General features: G+C 64.9%; 19 protein-coding genes. 10 read left to right on the top strand and 9 right to left on the bottom strand.

The genetic code is table 11. The features are described from left to right. The first annotated feature begins 22 nt into the window (after positions 1–22). A complete protein-coding gene (locus RHPLAN_RS23640) occupies positions 23–865 on the top strand; it encodes a serine hydrolase domain-containing protein (protein ID WP_198164460.1) in 843 nt (280 codons plus the stop codon). Between the two features lie 50 nt (positions 866–915). After that, the gene (locus RHPLAN_RS23635; RefSeq protein WP_068022823.1) at positions 916–1,893 is read left to right on the top strand and encodes a Bug family tripartite tricarboxylate transporter substrate binding protein; all 978 of its coding nucleotides are present in this window, start codon (positions 916–918) and stop codon (positions 1,891–1,893) included. 49 nt (positions 1,894–1,942) lie between these two features. Here the strand turns inward: RHPLAN_RS23635 and RHPLAN_RS23630 are convergent, their stop codons facing one another. Then, positions 1,943–2,920, bottom strand: coding sequence for a Bug family tripartite tricarboxylate transporter substrate binding protein (locus RHPLAN_RS23630; protein ID WP_068022820.1), 978 nt, complete (start codon positions 2,918–2,920; stop codon positions 1,943–1,945). A 148-nt stretch (positions 2,921–3,068) separates the two neighbouring features. On the opposite strand from RHPLAN_RS23630, the gene RHPLAN_RS23625 reads away from it, so the two are divergent. Then, positions 3,069–4,010, top strand: a complete 942-nt coding sequence (locus RHPLAN_RS23625) for a LysR family transcriptional regulator (protein WP_068031729.1) — start codon at positions 3,069–3,071, stop codon at positions 4,008–4,010. Positions 4,011–4,113: 103 nt separating this feature from the next. On the opposite strand, the gene RHPLAN_RS23620 is transcribed toward RHPLAN_RS23625, so the two are convergent. Then, entirely contained in the window at positions 4,114–4,770 is a 657-nt protein-coding gene (locus tag RHPLAN_RS23620) for a glutathione S-transferase family protein (RefSeq protein ID WP_068022817.1), read from the bottom strand. A gap of 140 nt (positions 4,771–4,910) precedes the next feature. Between RHPLAN_RS23620 and RHPLAN_RS23615 the strand changes: the two genes are divergently transcribed. From RHPLAN_RS23615 to RHPLAN_RS23600, 4 genes are all read left to right on the top strand, one after another. Beyond that, positions 4,911–6,128, top strand: coding sequence for a polyhydroxyalkanoate depolymerase (locus tag RHPLAN_RS23615; protein ID WP_068022814.1), 1,218 nt, complete (start codon positions 4,911–4,913; stop codon positions 6,126–6,128). Between the two features lie 90 nt (positions 6,129–6,218). Continuing rightward, a complete protein-coding gene (locus RHPLAN_RS23610; protein ID WP_068022811.1) occupies positions 6,219–7,022 on the top strand; it encodes a hypothetical protein in 804 nt (267 codons plus the stop codon). 60 nt (positions 7,023–7,082) lie between these two features. Beyond that, on the top strand, positions 7,083–8,120 hold the full coding sequence (locus RHPLAN_RS23605) for a S1C family serine protease (RefSeq protein ID WP_068022808.1): 1,038 nt from the start codon (positions 7,083–7,085) through the stop codon (positions 8,118–8,120). 65 nt (positions 8,121–8,185) lie between these two features. Next, the gene (locus RHPLAN_RS23600) at positions 8,186–8,905 is read left to right on the top strand and encodes a YoaK family protein (RefSeq protein ID WP_068022806.1); all 720 of its coding nucleotides are present in this window, start codon (positions 8,186–8,188) and stop codon (positions 8,903–8,905) included. Between the two features lie 4 nt (positions 8,906–8,909). Here the strand turns inward: RHPLAN_RS23600 and lsrF are convergent, their stop codons facing one another. From lsrF to RHPLAN_RS23580, 4 genes are all read right to left on the bottom strand, one after another. Then, positions 8,910–9,788 carry a 3-hydroxy-5-phosphonooxypentane-2,4-dione thiolase gene (gene lsrF / locus RHPLAN_RS23595; RefSeq protein ID WP_068022804.1) on the bottom strand — a complete coding sequence of 293 codons (879 nt, stop codon included), beginning with the start codon at positions 9,786–9,788 and terminating at the stop codon, positions 8,910–8,912. A 72-nt stretch (positions 9,789–9,860) separates the two neighbouring features. Further along, complete coding sequence (locus RHPLAN_RS23590; protein WP_157100437.1) at positions 9,861–10,697, bottom strand: CmcJ/NvfI family oxidoreductase; 837 nt, start codon at positions 10,695–10,697, stop codon at positions 9,861–9,863. 82 nt (positions 10,698–10,779) lie between these two features. Further along, positions 10,780–12,840, bottom strand: a complete 2,061-nt coding sequence (locus RHPLAN_RS23585) for a bifunctional aldolase/short-chain dehydrogenase (protein WP_068022798.1) — start codon at positions 12,838–12,840, stop codon at positions 10,780–10,782. Positions 12,841–12,844: 4 nt separating this feature from the next. Further along, complete coding sequence (locus RHPLAN_RS23580; RefSeq protein WP_068022796.1) at positions 12,845–16,111, bottom strand: Rne/Rng family ribonuclease; 3,267 nt, start codon at positions 16,109–16,111, stop codon at positions 12,845–12,847. 620 nt (positions 16,112–16,731) lie between these two features. Here RHPLAN_RS23580 and RHPLAN_RS23575 point away from each other — a divergent pair. Both RHPLAN_RS23575 and RHPLAN_RS23570 read left to right on the top strand, forming a co-directional pair. Further along, complete coding sequence (locus tag RHPLAN_RS23575) at positions 16,732–18,036, top strand: N-acetylmuramoyl-L-alanine amidase (protein ID WP_068022794.1); 1,305 nt, start codon at positions 16,732–16,734, stop codon at positions 18,034–18,036. Between the two features lie 193 nt (positions 18,037–18,229). Next, on the top strand, positions 18,230–20,782 hold the full coding sequence (locus tag RHPLAN_RS23570) for a penicillin-binding protein 1A (RefSeq protein WP_084245420.1): 2,553 nt from the start codon (positions 18,230–18,232) through the stop codon (positions 20,780–20,782). 28 nt (positions 20,783–20,810) lie between these two features. Here RHPLAN_RS23570 and RHPLAN_RS23565 read toward each other — a convergent pair whose 3' ends face one another. Together RHPLAN_RS23565 and RHPLAN_RS23560 are read right to left on the bottom strand one after the other, a co-directional pair. Further along, positions 20,811–21,404 (bottom strand): hypothetical protein, encoded by a 594-nt coding sequence (locus tag RHPLAN_RS23565; protein ID WP_068022791.1) that lies wholly within the window; start codon positions 21,402–21,404, stop codon positions 20,811–20,813. 102 nt (positions 21,405–21,506) lie between these two features. Next, positions 21,507–21,941: a lipocalin-like domain-containing protein gene (locus tag RHPLAN_RS23560; protein ID WP_068022789.1), complete on the bottom strand. Its 435-nt coding sequence runs from the start codon at positions 21,939–21,941 to the stop codon at positions 21,507–21,509. 148 nt (positions 21,942–22,089) lie between these two features. Here RHPLAN_RS23560 and prfB point away from each other — a divergent pair. Beyond that, positions 22,090–23,221, top strand: a protein-coding gene (prfB, locus tag RHPLAN_RS23555; protein ID WP_157100436.1) for a peptide chain release factor 2 whose coding sequence is annotated in 2 segments (ribosomal slippage) — positions 22,090–22,158 and positions 22,160–23,221 — 1,131 coding nt in all. Because the reading frame shifts where the segments join, the coding sequence is not laid out codon by codon here. A gap of 431 nt (positions 23,222–23,652) precedes the next feature. Here prfB and RHPLAN_RS23550 read toward each other — a convergent pair. Further along, a complete protein-coding gene (locus RHPLAN_RS23550; RefSeq protein WP_084245414.1) occupies positions 23,653–25,056 on the bottom strand; it encodes a M23 family metallopeptidase in 1,404 nt (467 codons plus the stop codon). Between the last annotated feature and the right edge of the window lie 69 nt (positions 25,057–25,125).

Raw genomic sequence — 25,125 nt, 5'->3', positions numbered from 1 at the left:
GGTTGGCGTCGGGGATCGGCTGGTGTCTGAGCACGACACGGCGATCGTGCCGTGGTGGAGCATCACCAAGACCTGCCTCGCGGCTTGCACGCTGGTGCTGGTGGCGGGAGGGCGCTTGGAGCTTGATCGGCCGCTCGCCGGTCATCGTTTCACGCTGCGACAGCTCCTGCAGCACACCAGCGGGCTCGACTGCTACACCGAGATGGACGCCTACGAAGCTGCGGTCGAACACCATGCCGACGCCTGGAGCGACGACGAACTCATCCGGCAGTTCGAGACGCAGACGCCGTTATACGAGCCGGGGCAGGGCTGGGGCTATTCGAACTTCGGCTATTTCCTGATCCGCCGGATGATCGAACAGACCACCGGCATGGACATCGAGCGGGCGCTGAAGGCGCTGGTGCTCGGTCCGCTTGGCATCGAGCGGAGCTTCATCGCGCGCACGCGCGCCGATCTGGCGCTGAGCGTCTTTGGCGATGAAGACGACTTTCATCCGGGATGGGTGGCGCATGGCCTGCTGATGGGGCCGCCGTCCGAGGTCGCGCTGTTCATGCACCGCCTGCTGACCGGTTCATTGCTGCCGCCGCCGCTGCGTACCGCGATGCGCGAGCGTCGCGTGATCGAGCCAGTGCCAGCTGGCCGGCCGTGGCAGACCGCAGGCTACGGACTGGGGCTGATGATCAACACAGCACCGCCGCTTGGGCTCTCTATCGGTCATACCGGGCAAGGGCCGGACAGCGTGTCGGCGGCCTATCACTTTCCCGAATCCAATCCACCGATCACGGTTGCGGCATTTGGGCCCACCGATCAACAGCGCGTCGCCGAGTGTGCCGTCCTCGAGGAAGCGGCACGATTGTCGAAATGAAAGACGGCGGTTAGGCTCTGCGCAAAGATAAAAGTGCGGGAGGGCGTGCCATGCCGTTTGTTCGCGAAACGTTTGTTGCGTTGTTGGCTGCTTGCACATTCGCGGCGGCGCCGACGGCGGCCCGCGCCGAATATCCCGACAAGCCGATCCGCCTGATCGTGCCGCAGGCGGCCGGCAGCGCCACCGATACGGTGGCGCGCATTCTGGCCGCCGAGCTTGGTCCGCAGCTCAACAATCAGACCATCATCGTCGAGAACCGGCCCGGCGCGGCTTTCACCATCGGCCTCGACATCGTCGCGAAGGCTGCGCCTGACGGCTACACGCTGGGTGTGGGTCCCATCGGTGCGCTGTCCATCAGCCCCAACATGCTGGCGAAGATGCCCTACAATGTCGAACGCGACTTCCAGCCGATCGCGCTGATCGCGCGCGGGCATCTGTTGCTCGCGGTCGCGCCGACCTCCGAATACAAGTCCGTGAAGGACCTGATCGACGGCGCCAAGAAGAACCCCGGCAAGCTGACGAATGCATCCTCGGCGAGCGGTTCGCCGGGGCATGTCGGCGCCGAGCTGTTCAAGTACATGGCAGGCATCGACGCCGTCCATGTGCCGTATCGCGGCGGCGCGGCGGCGACGACCGACCTGATCGCGGGCCGCGTCACCTTCATGTTCGAAAGCCTGAACTCGATCTCGCCGCACGCGAAGTCCGGCGCGGTTCGGGCGCTGGCGGTGAGCGGCGAACGCCGCTCGGTTGCATTCCCCGACCTGCCGACCGTCGGCGAGACCGTGCCGGGCTATGCGGCGCCGACCTGGTCGGGGCTGATCGGCCCGGCCAACCTGCCGCGGCCGATCCTCGACAAGCTCAATGCCGCGGCCAACCGTGCGATCCGGACCGATGCGTTCAAGGAGCGCTTCAGCTCGATCGGCGACGAACCGGGCGGCGGCACGCCCGAGGATTTTGCCCGGACGATCAAGCTCGATCTCGCCAAGTGGAAGGACGTGGTGGAGCGCTCGGGCGCCAAGCTCGATTAGACTCAAGCTCGATTAGACTTGGGCTCGACTAGACTTGGGCGTGGTCACATCATTCCGGCTTGATATTGGCGAGCCGGATGACTTTGCGCCATTTCTCGGTTTCCTCCGCGATCAGCTTGCCGAAGTCGGCAGGGGAGCCGCCAAGCACCGTGCCGTCCAGATCGGCAAGCCGCGCCTTGATGCCGGAATCGGCGAGGCCGGCATTGACCTCCTTGTTGAGCCGGTCGACGATCTCGGGTGGTGTGTTCCTGGGTACGCCGAGTCCGTACATCAGGCTCGCCTCGAAGCCCGGCAGAAAATCGCCCACCGGCGGCAGATCTGGCAGCGCCTGCGAACGCACCGCTGACGTCACAGCCAACCCGCGCAGCGTGCCGGCTCTGATGTATTGAAGCGATGAGGCCGGGCTCATGAACAGGAGCTGGACCTGCCCGCCGAGCAGGTCGGTGAGAGCAGGTGCTGTACCTCGATAAGGCACATGGACCATATCGACACCGGCCATGAGCTTGAACAACTCGGCAGCAAGGTGTTGTGCAGTCCCGATTCCGGCCGACGCCACGTTGATCTTGCCCGGATTGGCCCTGGCATAAGCGATGAACTCGGGAACGGACCTGGCCGGAATCGAAGGGTGCAAGACCATCACGTTCGGCACGCGCATGAGGCCCACGACCGGCGCGATGTCCCGGATGAAATTGAACCCGAGCTTGTCATAGAGCGACGGGTTGATGGTGTGCACCGAAGCGGCCAGGAGGAGCGTATAGCCGTCCGGCGACGCGTGCACGGCCGCCTCCGTGCCGATGTTGCTCCCGGCGCCCGGCCGGTTGTCGATGACGAATTGCTGGCCGAGTCGCTCCGACAGCCATTGGCCGATCAGGCGTGAGAGAATGTCGGTCCCACCGCCTGGTGGAAACGGCACGATCCAGTGCACCGGCCGCGACGGATAGGCTTGCCCCCAGGCGCAGTTCGACATGGCGGGGACAGCAACAGCACCCGCTGCCAGATGCAGAAATTGGCGGCGCTGAATCGTCATGGCGTCCTGATCTGGTTCAGGTCTGCGAGGTGCTGTGTCCTAGCATCCGACATTTTTACGCACGTCATTACGAACTTAGTGAATGTGGATATGCGCGGATAGCGCCATATTTTGATATAGATATCACCGTCTAGTGATGGGGGGCGCGATGCAACTGAGCGATCGTATTGGACGCCGGATGAAGCTGCACGACCTTCACGTCCTGATGGCTGTCGTGCAGGCTGGCAGCATGAACAAGGCGGCGGCGCTCTTGAACACCGGGCAGTCCGCCATCTCCAGATCAATCGCGGAATTGGAACACACCGTCGGGGTGCGTCTGGTCGATCGCAACCCCCGTGGGGTCGAGCCGACCAAGTACGGTCGCGCCTTGCTTGATGGTGGAGCAGCCGTGTTCGATGACCTGCGCCAAGCAGTCAAGACTATCGAGTTTCTCGCCGACCCCGCGGCTGGAGAAGTGCGGATCGGATGCACCCCCTTGCTGGCCGCGAGTTTTGTTTCGGCTGTTATCGATCGGCTCTCCCGGCGCTATCCGCGCATGGTCTTTCATCTCGTGACCGGATATGTGGAGGCGCTGCACCGCGAACTGATCGGGCGTAACGTCGATCTTTTGATTGCCCGGAGATTTGGCCCCATCGCTGAAGAGCGACTGGGCTTCGAATTTCTCTTCAATGACTCGTCTGTCGTCGCGGCGGGTGCGCAAAGTCCATGGGTTCGGCGGCGCAGGATCGAGTTTGCCGAACTGTTGAAAGAATCATGGGTCCTGCCGCCGCCCGGAAGCGAGATTGCGTCGATCGCAGCGGAAGCCTTTCGCGCCAACGGCGTCGATTATCCTCGCATGACTGTGGTCACCGATTCTCCTCATGCGCGGATGAGTCTGCTGGCGAGCGGCCGCTTTGTCACGGTTCTCCCGGCTTCCGCATTGAAATTTCCCGCCTTGCGCCCGGAGATCAAGGTCTTACCCGTTCGCCTGCCAATGGCCGGCGTGCCAAACGGAGTCGTGACCTTGAAGAGCCGCAGACCCAGCCCTGTCGTGCAGCTTTTCATCGACTGCGCGCGCGAAGTCGCGAAGATTTCGGAAATGCGAAAATGAAGAACGCCGAGTCGGCTTGTGGCGCTAAGCGGGCGAGTGGCGACGCCCGCTGTTCGGTCGCGATTGGGGGTAAAGCGGACGTGTCCAGTTATGAGCACACGGCCTAGAACTCGACGTCGAGCTCTTCCAATTCCTCCGGTTCGGCGCGGGCGGCGTCGATCCATTCCTGCATGAGCGGCATCGCCAGCACGGTCTTGTTGTAGGCCGCGCTGACATTGTCGAGTTTGACGTCGTATGTCGCAAAGCGCGTGCAGACCGGCGCGAACATCGCATCCGCCATGCAAGGCTTCTGGCCGAACAGGAACGGGCCACCGGACTCGCTCAGGCACTCGCGCCAGATCGCGGTGATGCGCTCGATGTCCGGCCGGGCGCCGGCGAAAATCTTGTAGCCGTTGTAGTGCACTTTCAGGTTCATCGGCAGCGCCGAGCGCAGATTGCTGAAGCCGGAATGCATCTCGCCCGATACCGAGCGGCAGCGCGCCCGCGCGGCGCGGTCGGTCGGCAAGAGGCCTGCGCCGGGATTGAGATCGTTGAGATACTCGGCGATCGCCAGCGTGTCCCAGATCTTGACGCCGTCATGGGTGAGGCACGGTACCAGGAAGGACGGCGACAGCAGCAGCAGTTCGGCCCGGGTCGAGGGGTCGTCGCTCGAGACCGGAACCTCGTCGAATTCGATGCCGGCCATCTTGCACAGCAGCCAGCCGCGCAACGACCACGAGCCATAGTTCTTGCTGGCAATCGCCAGCGTGGCTTTCGCCATTCAATCCCCCTGAGGGCTTCGACCGGCTCGTGCCCCAAGAAATTATCTCGCAGCGCAAAAGAAAATGCACTAGTCTTTTTTGCACTGCGAGGGAGCGGGTCCGCCGAGCCGGGCGGCTGCGACACCGCAGGGGTTGTTGAATGCTGTACGCGGCCTATCAGGCCCATTCTGACGTCATGGGCCCGGTCCGGGCATTGGCGGGCATCGCGGCCCGTTCGATCGGCAATTTCGGGATCGGCTTGCCGGGCCATGGCGTGGTCCGAAATCTCACGGCGGCCTATGAGATCATCGCGCGGGCGGGGCTCAGTCACAGCCGTCCGCCGTTCGGCATCAATCAGGTCACGGTCGGCAATCGTGACGTCGAGGTGCGGGAAGAAGCGGCGCACGTCACGCCGTTCGGCACGCTGCTGCATTTCAAGAAGGATATCGAGATCGAACAGCCGCGCGTGCTGGTGGTCGCGCCGCTGTCGGGCCATTTCGCGACGCTGCTCCGCGGTACCGTCAAGACCATGCTGCCGGAGCACGACGTCTACATCACCGACTGGCACAACATGCGCGACGTCGACAAGCGGCACGGCCGCTTCGGCTTCGACGAATATGTCGATCACGTCGTGACGTTCCTGGAGGCGATCGGCGAGGGCGCGCACGTGGTCGCGGTGTGCCAGCCCTGCGTTGCCGTGCTGATCGCGGCGGCCGTCATGGCGCAGAACAACAACCCGGCGCAGCCGCGCAGCATGACGCTGATGGCAGGCCCGATCGACACACGCGTCAATCCGACCAAGGTCAACGAACTTGCCAATTCCAAGCCGATCGAGTGGTTCGAGCAGAACCTGATCGCGCGGGTGCCGTTCCGCTATGGTGGCGCGTTCCGCCAGGTCTATCCGGGCTTTGTGCAACTCGCCGCCTTCATGAGCATGAACATCGAGCGCCACGTGAAGGCGCATCGCGAACTCTACGAAAACCTGCGGCTTGGCGAGTGGGAGAAGGCCAAGATCACCAAGGATTTCTACGACGAGTATTTTGCGGTGCTCGATCTCAGCGCCGAGTTCTATCTGGAGACCGTGCGGCGCATCTTCCAGGAGCACCAATTGCCCACCGGCACGGTGGAGTGGCGCGGCCAGAAGGTCGAGCCGCGCGCGATCAAGCGCACCGCGCTGCTCACGGTCGAAGGCGAGAGGGACGACATCTGCGCGGTCGGCCAGACCTCGGCGGCGCACGATCTCTGCTCGGGCCTGCGGCCTTATCGCAAGCGCCACCACATGCAGACCGGCGTCGGCCACTATGGCGTGTTCTCCGGCAAGCGCTGGGAAGGCCAGATCTATCCGCTGGTGAAGAACGTCATCCTGTCGAGCGAGTGAACCGGTCGTTCACCGTGCCGCGATAGACAACTTCCGCGTGTTCATCCTTTTTGGCATGACCGCGCCGCAAGAATCAGCGCGGGCTGCGCCGTGGCGGACAACAACAATCCCTGGTTCATTCGCTGGCCGATCACAGCCTGGTGTGATGCGCTGGCAGCCATCGAGCAGATGCCGTGGGTGTTCGGTACCGCACTCTCGGGCGTCGTTGTGCTTCAGGGGCTGAACAGGTTTGTCGTTCCCCAGGCTGGTCCGACTGATTTTGGTCCCCAGATCCTGCACTTAGCTATCAATCTTCTGCAGGCGTTGCTGCTGACGCCGGCCGCGATTGCGGTGCATCGTTTCGTCATCCTGCAGGAACGGACGAGTCACTACCGGCTCAATGTGACCGATCCACGCACCAGCAGTTTCTTCTTCTGTGCGGTTGCGATTCAAGCTCTGATCTTTGTCCCGGTCATGTTGTTCCCGGTCCTGCTACTCGCGCTTGCGGGCTTCGGCGCGGGCCTAGGCCTCCTGTCGAGCGCGATGCTTCCGATCTTCTTTCTGGTCGCATGGGCGTTGCTGACACTTCGCACTTTGATCCTGTTTCCTGCGATCGCCGTGGATGCTCCGGGTGCCGGTTGGAGCAACGCTTTGCTGGACACCAAAGGCCATACATTGCGGGTGCTGTCGGTGGTGATCATCACGTCGGTCCCGGTGTTTGCGGTGGGGTGGCTCCAGCTTTTCTGGCTTGGGCGAGCAATTCCGTCCGGTGTGGCCGGCAAGGTTATTCAGATTGTCCTCTCGGGCGTGACAAACACAGTGACCATGGCGGTCTTTGCCGCCTTGGCGTCGCGAATATTCGTGGCGCTTGCGAACCGGCTGGCCGGTCAGGCGGCCGAGACAGGGCCAGCTTGATCCGCCCATCTACCGTTTGTTGCGAGTCATTCCTACATGGGTAGACCGAAAGGCACTCCCATGTACGATCTCATCTCCCAAAACATTGCAGATATCGAGCCTGCCGCGGCAGCGGCCGGCTCTCAAGAACTCGGCCAAGAGACCAGCATCGTCCGCGACGACGAGCTGCTCGACGCCTATTCGGACGCCGTCACCAGGGTCGCCGACCTGGTCGGCCCGGCGGTGGTGCGCGTCGAGCGCGTCGTCCAGAAGGGCCATGGCGGCATGGGCTCCGGGGTCGTGATCTCGCCGGACGGCCTGGTGCTGACCAACAGCCACGTCGTCGAGGGCGCCAAGGAGCTTCGCCTGACCGATTCGGAAGGGCGCAGCATGGAGGCGCGGCTCATTGGCGAGGACTCCGACACCGACCTCGCGCTGGTGCGGGCCGGCGCCGCGCGCCATCTGCCGTCGGCGCAACTCGGCGACTCCAAGAAGCTCCGCCGCGGCCAGTTGGCAGTCGCGATCGGCAATCCGTTGGGCTTCGAGTCCACGGTGACGGCCGGCGTCGTCTCGGCGCTCGGCCGGAGCCTGCGCGCCCGCACCGGGCGGCTGATCGAGGACGTGATCCAGACCGATGCGGCGCTCAATCCGGGCAATTCCGGCGGGCCGCTGGTGTCCTCGCGCGGCGAGGTGATCGGCATCAACACCGCGGTGATCGCGGGCGCGCAGGGCATCTGCTTTGCGGTAGCCAGCAACACCGCGCAATACGTGCTGAGCCAGATCCTCCAGCACGGCCGGGTGCGGCGCGGCTTCATCGGCGTCGCGGCCCAGACCGTGGCGGTGCCGCGGCGGCACGCCCGCGCGGCCGGCATCGACAACAATTTCGGCGCGATGATCACCGGCACCGACCCGAACGGACCGGCCCAGGCTGCCGGCCTGATGTCCTACGACATCGTGGTGCGGCTCGACGGCGAGCCGGTGACCGGGGTCGACGACCTGATCCGGATGCTGAACGGCGACCGGATCGGCCGCAGCGTCGAGGTCGACGTGGTCCGCCGCGGCCAGTTGCGGAGCTTCAAGCTCCGGCCGGCCGAGCGTCAGGCAGCGAAAGCTGCCTGACGAAACCGTTCCGCTTCTCATAGGATTGGGCTCCACGCCGAAGTTTCGGCGCGCGGGAGCCCGTCATGATCCACGCCGTCCGTCCGATCGCCGTGCCGACTGCGGTGCCGATGCTGCTCGGCTTCATTGCCGGCTTCGTCGACATCTGCGCTTTCCTCGGACTGTTCCAGATCTTCGTCGCCCAGCTCACCGGCAGCTTCGTGTTCGCCAGCACGTGGCTTCTGATCCATCATGGCGACCTGCTGACCATGCTGGCGATCCCGGCGTTCTTTCTCGCGGGCTGCGCCGCGACGGTGCTTGCCGCAAGCCTTGCGACCGGCGGACGGCCGCTGGTCTGGGTGCTGGCGTTCGAATGCGCGCTGCTGGCCGCCATGTTTCTGCTGATGCTCGGCGCGCCGTTCGGCAACGCGCATGAGCCGCGGGCGGTGGCTGCGGCTCTCGTCGGCGTCGCCGCCATGGGCGTGCAAAGCGCCATGGTGCGGCTCATGATGCGTGACGTGCCGTCGACCAACGTCATGACGACCAACACGACGCAGCTCGCCGTCGATGTGACGCTGGTGCTGCTGTCCTTTGGGCGGATGCCTGCCAACGAGGCGGACGCGCGCCAGGACCGCGCCGCCCGCGAGCGGTGCCGCTGTAATTTCCCGCCAATGGCGGGCTTTGTGCTCGGCACCGCGATCGCCGCGGTGTGTTATCCACTTGCGGGCAAGGTCGCGGTCGCCGTGCCGTTTCTCTGCGCCTGCGGATTGCTGGCGTGGTGTCTGCGCCGGACTGCGCGAGCCTAAAGTCTCAACCCTTGGCCTTCAGCGAATTGAACATCTCGAAGGCTTCCTTCGGCTTCATGTTCTTGTGCACCACGGCCCCGATCGCGGCGATCATGGCCTTCGGCGCGTCCGACTGGAAGATGTTGCGGCCCATGTCGACGCCCGCCGCGCCCTGCTGCACGGCGTTGTAGGCCATCGTCAGCGCGTCGAGCTCGGGGAGCTTCTTGCCGCCGGCCATTACGATCGGCACCGGGCAGGATGAGGTGACGGTGTCGAAGCCGTCCTCGACGTAATAGGTCTTCACGTACTGGGCGCCGAGCTCGGCGATGATGCGGCAGGCGAGGCGGAAGTATTTCGCGTCGCGCACCATGTTCTTGCCGACGGCGGTGACGCCCATCACCGGCATGCCGGCGCGGAGGCCGGCATCGACCAGCTTGGTCATGTTGTGGATCGAACGCGTCTCGTGCTCGCCGCCGATGAACACCTGGATGCCGACGCCCGACGCGTTGAGCCGCACCGCGTCGTCCATGTCCATGGCGATCTGTTCGTCGGAGAGCTCTTCGCGCAGGATGCTCGGGCCGCCGCTCGCGCGCAGCACCATCGGCTTGTGCGAATCCGCCGGCACCATGGAGCGCAGGACGCCGCGCGTGCAGAACAGCGCGTCGCATTGCGGCAGCAGCGGCAAAATGGAAAGGTCGATGCGCTCGAGCCCCGAGGTCGGGCCCTGGAAGTAGCCGTGATCGATGGCCAGCATCACGGTGCGGCCCGACGCCGGATTGAAGGTGCGGGCGAGGCGGTTCTTCATGCCCCAGTCGAGCTGGTGGCAGCCTTTCAGGAAGAAACCCGGTGCCGCCTGCGGCACTCCGGCCTGATAGCGCTCACCTTCCTTGTCGGCTTCGGGCATTTTTCCGTCCTCGTGCAAACAAATCGCGGGCTGTGACGTTTTTCGTCACAGCCCGCGACTGATAGCAAAGACTCAGAAAAACGCCAGCGTGCGGATTTCGATGCTTTCGCGCGGCCGGGAGGCCGGTGTCGAGGTCGGGTCGTCGAAGGCGGTGTGGGCGGTCCAGCGGGCGCGGCCGTCCTTCGCCGAGTCGTAGACCTTGAACACCAGCGCTTCGTTGCGCGCCTGATGCGGGAACCAGAACCACTTGTGGTTCGGATTGTAGGCGACCGCGTAGGTCTGGCCGATGCGGTCCGGATAGCGGCGCTCCGAGATGATGAAGTCGTCGAACGACACGCTGCGGGCGTCGGCGATGGCGAGCGGATGCGTCTCGACTGGATAGCGGATCGGCCGCCACACCTGGATGATGGCGAAGCGGCGCTTCAGGAGTTCGTCGGCTTCATCGGGAAGGATATCGCGCACCCGCTGCGGGCCGGACCATTCGGTGTAGTCGTTGTGGGCGCGGCGCACGACCTCGCGGATCTTCTGCTGTTCGCGGACGGCGTCGTCGGCGGTGCGCAGCGTGTGGTCGAACACCACGACGCGCTTGGCGCCGCTCTCGGCTTTGATCAGCGCCTCCATCTCCGGATAGTAGACGCGCTTCACCTCCACCTCGTCGAGGAAGTTCTGCATCTTGGTTTCGTGGCGCGCGAAGCGGAAGCCGTCGACCTCGAGATTGAACTCATTCACATGCGGGCGGCCGTTGTGCATCACGACCTGGTGCGGATCCTGCTTGCCGCCGGTGCGGACATCGAGCGAGCCGGGACCGCCGGTGTAAGTGAACACCTCGGTGCCGTCATTGGTGAGATAGTTGACGATGGGCTCGATGGTCTGCGGCCCGATCGTATCGGCTTCGGCGAACGCGGACATGGCGGCCTCCATTGGCTGTTGGGGGAATCTAGGAGCCGCGCCGCCTGCCGACAATCACAGAATCGCGAACGACAGCTTTGTGCTACCGGAGTGCCGCCGCGATGTTGCCGCCGTCTACGGTCGTCACATCGCCGGTGGTTTTCAACTCCAGCGCCTGGTGCAGGAAGGCCTGCGCCACGTCCTCGGCGGTGACCTCGCGGCCGAGCAGATTACCGCTCATGTAGTCCTTCTCCGAGACGCCGCGCGCGTTGGAGCGCTCCTTGATGAAGTCGTCGGTGAGCAGGCCCGAGCGGATGCGGTCGGCATTCACCGCGTTGGCGCGGATGCCGTCCGCGCCGTAGTCGAGCGCATATTGGCGGACGAGAAGCAGCGTTGCGGCCTTGGGCAGGCCGTAGGGCCCGAAGTTCGGGCCGGGGTTCACGGCTTGCTTGGAGACGTTGAACAGAAGACACCCGCCGGTGCCCTGCGCCAGCATGATCTTCACTGCGGCCTGCGCGATGCGCTGATGGCCGAAGAAGTTCAGCTCGAAGCTTTTGCGCAGCACCGCTTCGTCGACCTCGCCGATGCGGCCCTGCCAGGCCGCGCCGGCGTTGGAGACGACGATATCGACGCCGCCGAAGGTTTTCACGACCTCCGCAAAGGCCTCGCGCACCGAGGCCGAGTCCGTGACGTCGCATTTCACCGCGAGTGCCGCGCCACCGACGGCCTTGGCCTTTTCGCCGGCCGCGGCGGGATCAATATCGAGAAGCGCGACTTCGGCGCCGGCCGCAGCGAACGCCTTGGCGGTCGCAGCCCCAATCGCGCCGCCAGCACCGGTAACGACAGCGATCTGGCCGGCGAGAGGTTTCTCTGGCGTCTTGCCGAGCTTGGCCTGCTCGATCGGCCAATACTCAGTGTCGAACATGTCGGCTTCGGTGATCGGCGTAAAGCGCCCGATGGCTTCGGCATCGGTGATCACCTTGACGGCGGCTTCGGCAAGTTCGGCAGCGATGCGCGCGTCCTTCGCGGTGCGGCCGAGCCCGTAGAGCCCGAGCCCGGGCACGAATGCGACGCGGGGCAGGGGATCGAGCATCCGCTTGCCGCCGCCCACGCGCGCGTCGTGGCTTGCGAAGTACTGCCTGTATCTCTCGACGAACGCAGACGCTGCATCCTGCGCACTGCGCTTGAACGCATCGAGCTTGCCGGTTTCGGGCGCCGGCAGCATCAGCGGCCAGTTCTTGGTGCGGATTGCAAAGTCGGGTGTGACCACGACAGAGGCGCCGTAACGCGAAAGCTCCACGCCGTTGACGAAGTTCATGATCGCGTCGCTCGTGCGGAAATCCGCGATCACCCGGCGATGCGCGCCTTGGCCGCCGTCGTTCTTCAGGCTGCAGGCGCCGCGAACGATCGGCGCGACGTCGATGGTGGACGCCGGTTGTTGCGGCAGCTGTGCGGTGACAAAAACCGCCTTGCGGTTCTTCGCAATCCGCTCCTCGGCGCGGCTCACCAGCTCGATCATGCGCTCGTAGGATTCTCTTGCGCTCGCGCCGAACGAGAAGATGCCGTGCTTGTTGAGAATGAGGCCCTCGACCTTCGGATTCTTGTCGAAGGTCATCGCGGCGGCCTTGGCGAGGCCGAAGCCCGGCCGCACGTAAGGCACGAGGCCCACGCGGCCGTCATAGACCTCTTCACACAGCTTGGCGCTGTCCGGCTGATCGATCAGGCTGACCACGGCGTTGGCGTGGGTGTGATCGACGAAGGCGTGCGGCATGAAGGCGTGCAGCAGCAGTTCCACCGACGGGCTCGGCGCTGCGGGTTCGATCAAGTAGGCGCGCTGCACGCGCGCCATATCGTCATCGGAGAGCTCGTCTCGCGCGCGAAGTTTTCTCAGCGGGTCGAGCCTGACAGCGACCATGCCCGAAGGCTCGATCGCCGCCATGTCGGAGCCGGTGCCCTTGACGCAGAGCACGTCGACCTCGTCGCCTGCGAGGTCGCGCATCCGCGTCTTCAGCGAGGTGTTGCCGCCGCCGTGCAGCACCAGCGCCGGATCGCCGCCGAGAAGCCGCGTGGTGTAGACGCGCAACGCCAATTCACGCGTGATCCCACGCTGCGCGTAGCGGTCGACCGCAGCCTCCGCGTCGCGATCGACGTAGCGGCTTTGCATCAGCTCAGCCTTTGTCTCCGCCCAGGAGACGCTTGGCCCACCAGCCGGTGCGGCGCGGCTTGCTCGCCTCTTCGGCCGGAGCGGACTCCGATGCGACAGCGGGCGCCGGTGGTGGCGCGGGCTGAGGTTCGGGCGCCGTCGTCATGGTTGGCGCGCTGACACCGGACACAGGCGCGGCCTCGCGCACCGTCGAGCGTCGGCGCGCTGGAGCTGCAGGCTCGGGCGCAGGCTGCGGAGCAGGCGCCGCAGCCGCATGCGCCTCGACGTGCGGAGCAGACGTCTCGGGCGGCGGCGACCATTGCGGACGCTCATCCATGTCCGGACGCGAGTGGCTCTCGTACTGCATGTCCGGCTGCCCGCCTTGGGCGGGCGGAGCGTATTCACCGTGACTCTGCTGGCCCTCGTAGCCGCCTTGCTGCCCTTCATGGCCGCCCTGAGACATCTCGTGAGAGCTGCCCTGGTAGCCGTCCTGGCCTTCCTGCCCGTCGCGGCCGCGCCGGTTGCGGCGTCCGCCGCGGCGGCCTCGCCGGCGCTTCTTGTGTTCGCCGTCGCCATTGGCATGCGGAGCATCGCCCTCGGCATGGCCTTCGCCGAAGTGCTCCTGAACCGTGGAGCCTTCCAGCATCGGCTCGCCGTCGTCGGACGCAGCAAAGCTCGACGGCTGATAGCCGCCGTTCTGCTCGGCGCCGAATTCGCCCGGCTGCTGTCCACCGAACTGGTCGTGGCCTTCGTCGTGGCCTTGGCCGTGATGCGGCTGTTGATACCCGTCACCGCCTTCGCGGCCTTCACTGCCACGGCCACCTCGGCCGCGCCGCCGCCGGCGGCGGCGTGAGCGGCCGCTGCCTTCGCGCGGTCCCTCGGAGCCTTCGCGTCCGCCGTCGCCATGCATGGGCTGGGCGTCTTCGCCGTCCTGTGGCTCGTGCTCGGACACCTCGAAGTGCTCGCGCTCCTCGCCTTCGGTCTCCTGATCGGCTTCGGCCTCTTCATCGTGCTCTTCGACGAAGTCCGGCTCCTCTTCCTCGAGCAGGATCGGGCCTGAGGACTGCGCCTGTTCGGCGAGCACGGCCTTGGCCTGATCGATCGACATCACCTGCTCGCCGCGGTCGACAGCAAAGCCGACCTGGCCGGCGACCTCTTCGTCGGAGTTGACGGTGATGGCGATGCGGAAGCGCTCTTCGAGAGCACGCAGATGCGCGCGCTTGTGGTTGAGCACATAGAGCGCGATCTCGGGACGGGTGCGCACGATGAGATTGTGTGTCGGGCCTTTGAGCAGCGTCTCCTCGATCGAGCGCAGGAGCTGCAGCGCGACCGACGAGACCGAGCGCACATGGCCGGTGCCGCCGCAATGCGGGCACTTCTCGGTCGAGCTTTCCAGCACCGAGGTGCGGATGCGCTGGCGCGACATTTCCATCAGGCCGAAATGCGAGATGCGGCCGACCTGAATGCGGGCACGGTCGTTGCGCAGCGCGTCCTTCAACCGCCGCTCGACGGTGCGGTTGTTGCGCTTCTCGTCCATGTCGATGAAGTCGATCACGATGAGACCGGCAAGGTCGCGCAGGCGGAGCTGGCGTGCGACTTCTTCCGCCGCCTCGCAGTTGGTCTTGAGCGCGGTGTCCTCGATGTGGTGTTCGCGGGTCGAGCGTCCGGAGTTGACGTCGATCGCGACGAGGGCCTCGGTCTGGTTGATGACGATGTAACCGCCGGAGCGCAGCTGCACGGTCGGCGAGAACATCGCATCGAGCTGGCTCTCGATGCCGTAGCGCGTATAGACCGGCTGCGAGTCCTGGTAGAGCTTCACGTTCTTCGCATGGCTCGGCATGAGCATGCGCATGAATTCCTTGGCGTCGCGGTAGCCCTGTTCGCCGGCCACAACGATCTCGTCGATGTCCTTGGAGTAGAGGTCGCGGATCGAGCGCTTGGCGAGCGAGCCTTCCTCGTAGACCAGGTTCGGTGCGGTCGACTTCAGTGTCAGATCGCGGACCTGCTCCCAGAGCCGCAGCAGATATTCGAAGTCGCGCTTCACCTCGGCCTTGGTGCGCGCCGCGCCCGCGGTGCGCAGGATCACGCCCATGCCCTCCGGAACCTCGAGCTCTTCGGCGATCTCGCGGAGCTTCCGGCGGTCCTCGGCGCTGGTGATCTTGCGGCTGATGCCGCCGCCGCGCGCGGTGTTGGGCATCAGCACGCAATAGCGGCCGGCGAGCGACAGATACGTGGTCAGCGCCGCGCCCTTGGTGCCGCGCTCTTCCTTGACCACCTGCACCAGCATCACTTGCCGGCGCTTGATGACCTCTTGGATCTTGTATTGCCGCCGATAGCGCGGGGCACGCTCCATCACCTCTTCGATGGCGTCCTGGCCACCGACCGATTCGACGACCTCTTCCTCTTCTTCGGAGCCGTGCTCGTCGGAACCGTGCTCTTCGTTGCCATGCTCTTCAGGGCCATGGCCGTTGCCCGCATGCGCGTCATGGCCGTTCTCGTCATGGCCGTTGCCGTCGTGCTCGTTCGCTTCCGATGCGTGAGCCCCGAATGATTCGCCGCCTTCGGCGTGTGGATGGTGTTCGATCTCGTCGTGATGCGCGGCCGCGTCGTGGCCCGGAGCTTCCGCGGGCGGATCGATCTGCGCCTCGGCTGCGAATTCCGGCTGCGGATGCTCGACCGGCGTTCCGATCTCGGCCGGCACCGGCGGATTGGCGGCTTCTCCGGCAGGCTCCTCGGAGCTTGCCGCATGAAAGGTGTCCGCTCCCGTCTCGTACGGAGCGTCCTCGGCATGGTCGTCGGCGTGGTGATGCTCGACCTCGGTGTGCTCGTCGCCCGAAACCTCTCCGGTCTCGTGGACCGCATGATCTTCAGCAGCGTGGGTTTCGCCGTTCACCGGCTCGCTGTGGATCGTCGCATCGTTGCGGTTGTGGCTGCGATGGCGGCTCCGACGGCGGCGGCCGCCGCGATGGCCGTTGCCGCCTTCATCCTCGTCGCTCTCGCGTGCGGCGCGCGCTTCGTCCTCGAGCAGCGCCTGCCGGTCGGCCACCGGGATCTGGTAATAATCCGGATGGATTTCCGAGAACGCCAGAAAGCCGTGGCGGTTGCCGCCATACTCGACGAATGCCGCCTGCAGCGACGGTTCGACGCGGGTGACTTTGGCTAGATAGATGTTGCCGCGAAGCTGGCGGCGATGCGCGGTTTCGAAATCGAACTCCTCGACGCGATTGCCGCGCAGCACGACCACCCGGGTCTCTTCCGGATGGGTCGCGTCGATAAGCATTTTGTTGGCCATTGAACTGTCTCTTTACGGCGCGTCGGCTCGCAGCCGCCGTCATGCGGCAGCGCGAACAGGGACGGGCCTGATCTGTCGGTGGAAGGGCGGGTCACGGAGCCACGCCAAGGCGCGGTGCTGGTCCGGCGGCAAGCGCACGCACTCGGAAGCGAGCTGTGCTGCGGACGAACCTTGAAAAACGCTTCGGGCATGACCTCGACCCGTTGGAGGGCGGCAGCGCACCGCGCCACCGGTCTTGTACCTACGGCTGGCGCGACCATCCTGCGTCCAGGCGAAATTTCGCCGGGCCGCGGTCGCGTCATTCCGGTGTCCTGAACAAGGGTCTCGGCCTCGACCGGCAGCCCCAAGCGCCTGAGCGCAGGAACCAGTCGCATGACGCCGACCAAGCGGTTCCCCAATGTCTCCTGCGGGGTAAAATCGCTGGCTGGCGTGCCGGAGGCCCGAACGCGGCACACCCGGTGATTCAAACCGTAAGCACCATTTACTTACGGCGAGACCTTGGGGTTGGCAAGCTTTCAACCCGGAAGCCACAGGGGCCTGGGAAATGCCGGTAGCCTGTTAAGTTCTCGTTAACCAGGGGCCTTCTAATGGGATAACAGTGGCTCGGAGGCTCTGGATTCGTGGCATTTCGGGCGAGAGACCTCATTATCCTGGTTCTGTCTGTGATGCTCCTGGGGGCCGAAACCGCCCCTTCGGCCGGGCAGGATGCCGGCCGTCCGCTGGCGCCGTTTCCGATCGCGACGGACGCCCGGGTCGGCGGCGACGACGGAATGACCCGATTCGTCATGGATTTCTCCCGGAAGGTCGACCTGCGGGCGTTCACGCTGGCCGACCCGTACCGGGTGGTGATCGACCTGCCTCAGGTCACCTTCAACTTGCCGCCCAAGATCGGCGACACCGGGCGGGGTCTGGTCAAGGCGTTCCGATTCGGCCTCGTCATGCAGGGCGGCTCGCGCATCGTGCTCGATGTGGGCAAGCCGGTGCGGATCGAGAAGGCGTTCTCGCTGGACGCCCAGACCGGCCAGCCGGCACGGGTGGTGATCGATCTCGCGGGAACGGACCGCGACAGCTTCATGAAGACCGTATCGGTCGAGAAGCCCGCGCTGCGCACCGGCTCGACCAGCGCGCCCGAAGAGCAGACGCCGGAACTGCGCCATTCGACCGGCGACCCGCGTCCGATCGTGGTGATCGATCCAGGTCACGGCGGTATCGACAATGGCACCGTGTCCGCCTCCGGCGTCATGGAAAAGCAGATCGTGCTGGATTTTGCGCTGCTGCTGCGCGACCGGCTCGAAGCCTCCGGCAAATATCGCGTGGTGATGACGCGCACCGACGACACCTTCATTCCGCTCGGCGACCGGGTTCGGATGGCACGGATCCGCCAGGCGTCCTTGTTCATCTCGATCCATGCCGACGCGCTGAAGAAAGGCGAGGGCGAGGCCCAGGGCGCCACAATTTATACGCTGTCGGAAAAAGCCTCCGACGCCGAGGCGGCGCGGCTCGCCGAGAATGAGAATCGCGCCGACGTCATCGCCGGCATCGATTTGTCACACGAATCGACCGATGTGGCCGACATCCTGATCGACCTCGCCCAGCGGGAAACCAAGGCGTTTTCGATGCGGTTTGCCAAATCGGTGGCCGGAAGCATGCGCAAGGTGGCGCGGATGCACAAGAATCCGATGAAGTCGGCGGGCTTCAAGGTGCTGAAAGCACCCGACGTGCCGTCCGTGCTGATCGAACTCGGCTACGTGTCGGATCAGGCGGACCTGAAGCAGCTTGTTTCGGGCTCCTGGCAAGCCAAGACGGCCGGCGCCATTGCGCAATCGGTCGATGCGTTTTTCGGCACCAGGGTGGCGGGTGCCGGGGCTGGACCTTCGGCAAGCGCTGCCCCGCCGGCTGCCGTCCCCAGCCGGGCCGGGCGATGAAAGAACAGCCTCAGTTTCAACATAAAAGCCGGCAACTTTCCGCTTCAGGGAGCGGGGCGCTGTGGGTTTCCCTGGCGTCCGTACGAGACGCTTTGCGCCGGTGCCGGACAAAATCGTACAATGGCGCGGCTGTTCTTGAGTGGAAGCACGGTGCCGCCGTGCGCGGTCGAACCGGACAGGTGGGAATTCCGCAATGAGACTGTTGCTGCGCTTCTGCGGCTTCGTATTTGCGGTCGGTACGATCGTGTTCCTGGTCGGCGTGGGCGCGGCCGCCGGCTTGCTGTGGCATTTCTCCAAGGACCTGCCTGACTACTCGCAATTGCAGGACTATGAGCCGCCGGTGATGACGCGCGTTCATGCGGCGGATGGCTCGCTGCTGGCCGAATACGCGAATCAGCGAAGGCTCTACCTTCCGATCCAAGCCGTGCCGAAGATGGTGATCAGCGCCTTCACATCGGCGGAAGACAAGAACTTCTACGAGCATAACGGTCTCGATTTCGGCGGCATTATCCGCGCCGGTCTCTTGTATGTGCAGAGCATGGGCTCGGGCCGCAGGCCGCAGGGTGCCTCGACCATCACCCAGCAGGTCGCGAAGAACTTCCTTCTGACCAACGAGGTTTCGTTTCAGCGCAAGATCAAGGAGGCGCTGCTGGCGCTGAAGATCGAGCGCACCTATTCGAAAGAGAAAATTCTCGAGCTGTACCTCAACGAAATCTATCTCGGCGTCGGCGCCTACGGCGTCGCCGCGGCGTCGCTGCTGTACTTCGACAAATCGGTCCACGAACTCTCCATCGCGGAGGCGGCCTATCTGGCGGCACTCCCGAAGGGGCCGAACAACTACAATCCGTTCCGCAAGCGCGACGAAGCGATCGCGCGCCGCAACTGGGTGATCGATCAGATGGTGATCACCGGTGCGATCAAGCAGGCGGATGCCGACAAGGCCAAGAAGGAGCCGCTTGCCGTCACGACGCGGCCGACCGGCGCGCATATCTTCGCTGCCGAATATTTCGCCGAAGAGGTCCGCCGCTGGATCTACGAGAAGTACGGCGAGAAGACGCTCTACGAGGGCGGCCTTTCGGTCCGCACCACGCTCGATCCGAAGCTCCAGGTCGCCGCGCGCAAGACCCTGGTGGATCATCTCGTGAAGTTCGACGAGGCGCAGGGCTGGCGCGGCCCGGTGACCAAGATCGCACTCGCCGGCGACTGGGGTCCGAAGCTAGCCGACGTCAAGCAGCTCAATGACGTGGCGCCATGGCGGCTCGCCGTGGTGCTGGAATCGACCGATCAGTCGGCGCGCATCGGGCTTTATCCCTCGCGCGACCCCGGCGGCGTGCTGACCAAGGAACGAGAAACCGGGCTTATCCAGCTCGACGGCATCAAATGGGCGAAGCCCACCGAAGGGCCGCTGAAAGGCCGGGTGCCGGCCAAGGTCAATCAGATCCTCAACGTCGGCGATGTCGTTTACGTCGAGCAGATCAGCAAGGAGACCAACACCTGGCGGCTGCATCAGGTGCCGGAAGTCTCGGGCGCCATGGTTGCGATGGATCCGGCGACCGGCCGCGTGCTCGCGATGGCAGGCGGCTTCTCCTACGACCAGAGCCAGTTCAACCGCGCCACGCAGGCCCAGCGCCAACCGGGATCGTCGTTCAAGCCGTTCGTCTATTCGGCCGCGCTCGACAATGGCTATACGCCCTCGACGGTGGTGATGGACTCGCCGATCGAGATCGATCAGGGGCCCGGCATGCCGCCGTGGCGTCCGGAAAACTATTCGACCGGCAAGTATTACGGCCCGCAGACGCTGCGCTTCGGTCTCGAGCAGTCGCGCAACGTCATGACGGTGCGGCTCGCGCAGGACGTCGGCATGCCGCTGATCGGCGAATATGCACGGCGGTTCGGTGTCTACGACAATCTGCCGAATTACCTGTCGTATGCGCTTGGCTCGGGCGAAACGACGGTGCTCCGTATGGTGACCGCCTATTCGATGTTCGACAACGGCGGCAAGCGCATCATTCCGACCTTCATCGATCGCATCCAGGACCGTTACGGCCGCACCGTCTACAAGCACGACCAGCGCGAATGCCGTGGCTGCAACGCCGACAAATGGCAGAACCAGAGCGAGCCGAGCCTCGTCGACCGGCGCGAGCAGGTGATCGATCCAATGACCGCCTACCAGATCACTTCGATGATGGAAGGCGTCGTGCAGCGCGGCACCGCCACCATTGTGAAATCGGTCGGCAAGCCGATCGCCGGCAAGACCGGCACCACCAACGACGAGAAGGATGCCTGGTTCGTCGGCTTCTCGCCGGACATCACGGTTGGCGTCTATCTCGGCTACGACAAGCCGCGTCATCTCGGCCGCGGCGCGACCGGCGGCCATGTCGCCGCGCCGGTGGCGGCTGACTTCCTGAAGATTGCGCTCGCCGACAAGCCCGCGGTGCCGTTCCGCGTGCCGGCCGGCATCAAGTTGATCCGGATCGACGCCAAAACCGGTTTGCGCGCCGGACCCGGCCAGACCAGTGGCGTGATCCTGGAGGCCTTCAAGCCGGGCACCGCGCCGCCGGACAATTATTCGGTGATCGGCTACTCCGACCAGCAGCAGCAACAGCAGATGCCGCAGCAGGAGCAGCCGGGCTATGTCAGTGGCGGCGGAGGCGGTGGCGGCGGCTTCTTTGGCGGTTTTGGCGGTGGCGGCCCGTCGCCCGATGCCGACCGTGCGGTCCGTCGCGGCACCGGCGGGCTCTACTGATCTTCGACCAGTTCTGAACGAGTTGTCGCTACGGCGCGCAGGTGCCATCGCGCTGCACGTAGCAGATGACCGTCTGCCGCGGTCGAGGCGCCAGCGGATGGCGATTGACGACCGGCACCAGGAAGGCTGAGCGGGATCGAGCGGATTGAGCCCTTGGCGGCTCGCTCGTTGCGGGCTCTGCCTTCGCGATTTCGGTTTTCGCGGGTTCTGGTGCGGCTGCCACGTTTTCCTTGTCTTTCGCGGCATCTGCGGCGGGAGCCGGCTCCTTCATCACGCAATCGGTGCTCGCCGCGGTCAACGCGTTCGGATCGGCTTTGAAACCCGCGTTGCTTGCGTCCCGCCCGACCAGCGATGGGTCAAACGGCGAGGGCGCCGGCGGCGGGGCCGCAGCGGCTGCCGGCCGTCCCCCGGCCAAGACGAAGAGAGGCTTGTTGTAACGGGCGAGGCGGGCTGTTGCGGCCGACTTGGCCGCAGCCGATTTAACCGAGATGATTTTCGAGGTGGACGAGAAGATCCGTAAACCCGGCCGGGCCTCGCTGGGGGTGCTGACGAGAACGATGGTGCAGGCGAGGGCTGCGGCAGCGGCAAATCTGGACACGAGGGCCTCCGTTGTCGCGCGCATCAAACCCGGCGATGGTTGCGACGGAGTATCGGGCGCAAAACGACGCTTCGTGGTGGTCAGGGCGGCGTTGCCGGATTCGATAAAACTTTACTGGTCGTCCGCTTAAGCGAGTTTTTCCCAGGTCATGGTGCGGACGCTCATCTGGCCGGTTGTCACATCCAGTGCCGGGTCCGCGGACAGATGGACACGGTTGCCGTCGAAGCGCGCCTTTCTCACCTGACGCGTGCCGCTCCAGGCCTCGTTCCAGGAAATGTCGACGTGGTGGGTCACGACATCGCCGTCGACCGTGTAGGTGCCGGCATAGGCCAGCATCGACTTGAACAGGTCGGCGGCTTCCGCGTCGGTCGCTACCGGTCCCCGAGGTTTCTCACGGCCGGAGCGCGTGTTGATCACGATCATCCGGCCGTCCGGTCCGTAGTTGATGTAGCCCGACGCGTCGCCGCCCCAGGCGTTGGTCTTCTCGCCGGTTGAAAGATCCTCGATCACGGTTGCGACCAGCCGCCATGTGCCGATCATCTTCTCTTTGGTCGATGTCATGAATGGCTCTCCCGCCCCATATTCGGAGGGGCATTGGGCATGGTCAATCATGCACAGCCGGATCGGTGCCATTGCGCCGGTCGGGCCGAGAGGATACATCGCAACCCGAGCCCGGCGCGTGAGCCGCGCGGGCGGCAATGGGACGGTCATGCGCAGCGAAACCGAATCGGTGGTCGAAGACATCAAGCGGTCCGTCGGACTGCTGAGGAGGCATCTTTGACTTCGACAAGTCGAAGGCCCGGTTGGCCGAGCTCAATGCGCTCGCCGAAGACCCCACGCTCTGGAACGACACCGCACGCGCTCAGCGCGTGATGCAGGAGCGCACAGCGCTCGAAGATCAGCTCAATGCCATCGGCCGGATCGAGCGCGACCTCGAGGATCAGATCGGCATGATCGAGCTCGGCGACGCCGAGAACGACCAGCAGGTCATTGCCGAAGCCGAAGCGACGTTGAAGGGCCTCAAGGCGGAAGCCGCGCGTCGCGAACTCGAGGCATTGCTGTCGGGCGAAGCCGACGGCAACGACAGCTATCTCGAAGTGCACGCGGGCGCGGGCGGCACCGAAAGCCAGGATTGGGCCGGCATGCTGCTTCGCATGTACACGCGCTGGGCCGAGCAGCACGGCTATAAGGTCTCGATGCTCGACGAATCCGCAGGCGATGGCGCGGGCATCAAATCGGCGACGATCCAGGTGAAAGGCCACAACGCCTATGGCTGGCTGAAGACCGAAGGCGGCGTGCATCGGCTGGTGCGCATTTCGCCGTTCGATTCCAACGCACGGCGACACACTTCATTTGCGAGCGTCGCGGTGTTTCCGGTCATCGACGACCGTATCAAGATCGAGATTGAAGAGAAGGACGTGCGCACCGACACCATGCGTTCGGGCGGCGCGGGCGGCCAGCACGTGAACAAGACGGAGTCGGCGGTGCGGTTGACGCACATTCCGACTGGCGTCGCGGTGGTGTGCCAGCAGGAGCGCTCGCAGCACAAGAATCGCGCGCAGGCCTGGGATATGCTGCGCGCCAAGCTCTACGAGATCGAATTGAAGAAGCGCGAAGATAAGGCCGCGGCCGATCAGGCGGCGAAGTCCGATATCGGCTGGGGTCACCAGATCCGATCCTACGTGTTGCAGCCGTATCAGATGGTGAAAGACCTGCGCACCGGCGTCACCTCGCCGACACCGAGTGACGTGCTCGACGGCGAACTTGATCCGTTCATGGCCGCGGTGCTGGCGCAACGCGCCTTCGGCGGCGGACCGGAATCGGTCGAGGACGTAGAGTAGTCAGCTACCGGCCGCATTTGACTTAGCCTTTGATCTATTTGCGCTGCCGGGCACAACCTCGCGTTCAGCCCTTTTTCTAGGCATCAAAAAAAATTGCATTGGAGCTGAGTTCCACGGAACGCGGAGACAGGGCTTGGGTTATCTGGCGCTGGGTAGCGACAATACCGGTGGAACTTGAACGCCCCGGTGGAACTCGCCACTGACCGCATCGGAACCACGGAGGAAAGGCGCCATGTGGTTCACTCTCTTTTCGATCGCTGCTGCTGCTGCGATTTGCCTGAGTGTGGCGGCCGTCGTTCTTCAGGCAAGCCAAGGCGATGCATTGCGTAGCTAGTGCTGCGTCCTAACTGAGCAACTGTCCCTCGTGGGACAAAAATACGGGCGACAGCTCGCTGTCGCTCGATTTTTTTGTCTGGACCGCCTGATCGCGTTTACAGCGCGTTGCCGAGACGGAGCCCGGCTCGCAGGAACTTCTGCGGATCGACCGCATCGCCGTCGATGCGCGTCTCATAATGCAAATGCGGGCCGGTCGAGCGGCCGGTCGAGCCGACCCGGCCGATGATCTGGCCGATCTTGACCTGTTGTCCGACCTTCACTTCGATCTTCGACAAATGGCCGTAGCGCGTTGCGAAGCCGTTGCCGTGATCGACCTCGATCATGTTGCCATAGCCGCCGCTCCAGCCTGCGGACTCGACGGTGCCGTTAGCGGTGACGCGCACCGGATCGCCGGTCTCACTGCGGAAGTCGAGACCTGCGTGCATCGCGGGCCTGCCGAGGAACGGATCGGAGCGCACGCCGAAGCCCGACGACAGATCGATCTCGCCTTCGATCGGCTTTCGCACCGGCACTGCCGCCATGGTGCGCGTCAGCCGTTCGACGTCGGCGTGCGTCACCTGCACGCGATAGATCTGGCGCTCGAAGGTCGTGGCGTCCCGGCGCAGCGTGTAGGGAATGTAGGGGCCGCCGACGCCCGACGGGGGAGCTGCCAGCTTCTTTGCGTCCATGCCGAGGTCGGCCAGCACCCCACGCATACGCTTGGCCTTGGAGTCGTAGCGTTCCTCCAGGCTGTTGAGGGCAGCGGTCTGTCGCGCCTCGACGCGATCGAGCGAGGCGTTGAGGCGCGCGAGCACGCCCTCGACGCCGGAGGCGGGCCGGGGGGCGGTGGCAAAGCGCTTGATCGGCGATTGCGGCGGCTCGCGAGATTCAAGTCGCGCTTCGCGGTCGGGCGGCGCGTTGAAGATCACGGTGTCGCTGATTGGCGATGGGCGCGGCCGATCCTCAGATGGAGCGTCGTTGAGCGGCGCCGGGCGGTGGCGGCCGATCGAGCCGGTCGGCATGGCGTCGGGCAGCGTCGACATCGTCGTGGCGCGGTTCTCGAGCGCCGACTGCCGCCGCATGATCTGGTCGAGCTTCTGATCGAACTGCTCCTGATTGAGCAATTGCCGGCTGGTGATGCGATCGACCTGGGCACGCAGCTCCGCGATCCGGTCCTCGTAGGCGAACTGCTGCTCCTTCTGCCGGGCGATGAGCCGCGTCAGGACGTCGTCGTGAAAGGTGAAGTAGGTGCCGGTGGCGAGCGACCAGCCGGCCATGATCACGAGACTGCCGACCGCGATCCAGAACGTGACCGGCGCGATGCGGACCTGCCGGCCTGAATGGCCGAGCGTGTAGTCGGCCTTGCGTCCGTGGTGACGGGCAGGGGCGTGAGCCTGCATGTGGGCTTGGGCGTGAACTTGCGGATGCGCGTGCGTATAGGCGGCCGCCCGCGGCGCTGCTGCCTGCATGACGTGTCCGGAGTCGGCGCGGTATTGCTGCCCACTCGAGCGGTGCGACATCGACGCTCCCCAACCCGCAGGCCCGTTGTCCGGAACTGCATGCGTGAGGCTCGATTTCAGCCGCTCATG

The sequence above is a fragment of the Rhodoplanes sp. Z2-YC6860 genome (genome assembly GCF_001579845.1).
Classification (GTDB): Bacteria; Pseudomonadota; Alphaproteobacteria; order Rhizobiales; family Xanthobacteraceae; genus Z2-YC6860.
This window is presented reverse-complemented; position numbering and strand designations above follow the sequence as displayed.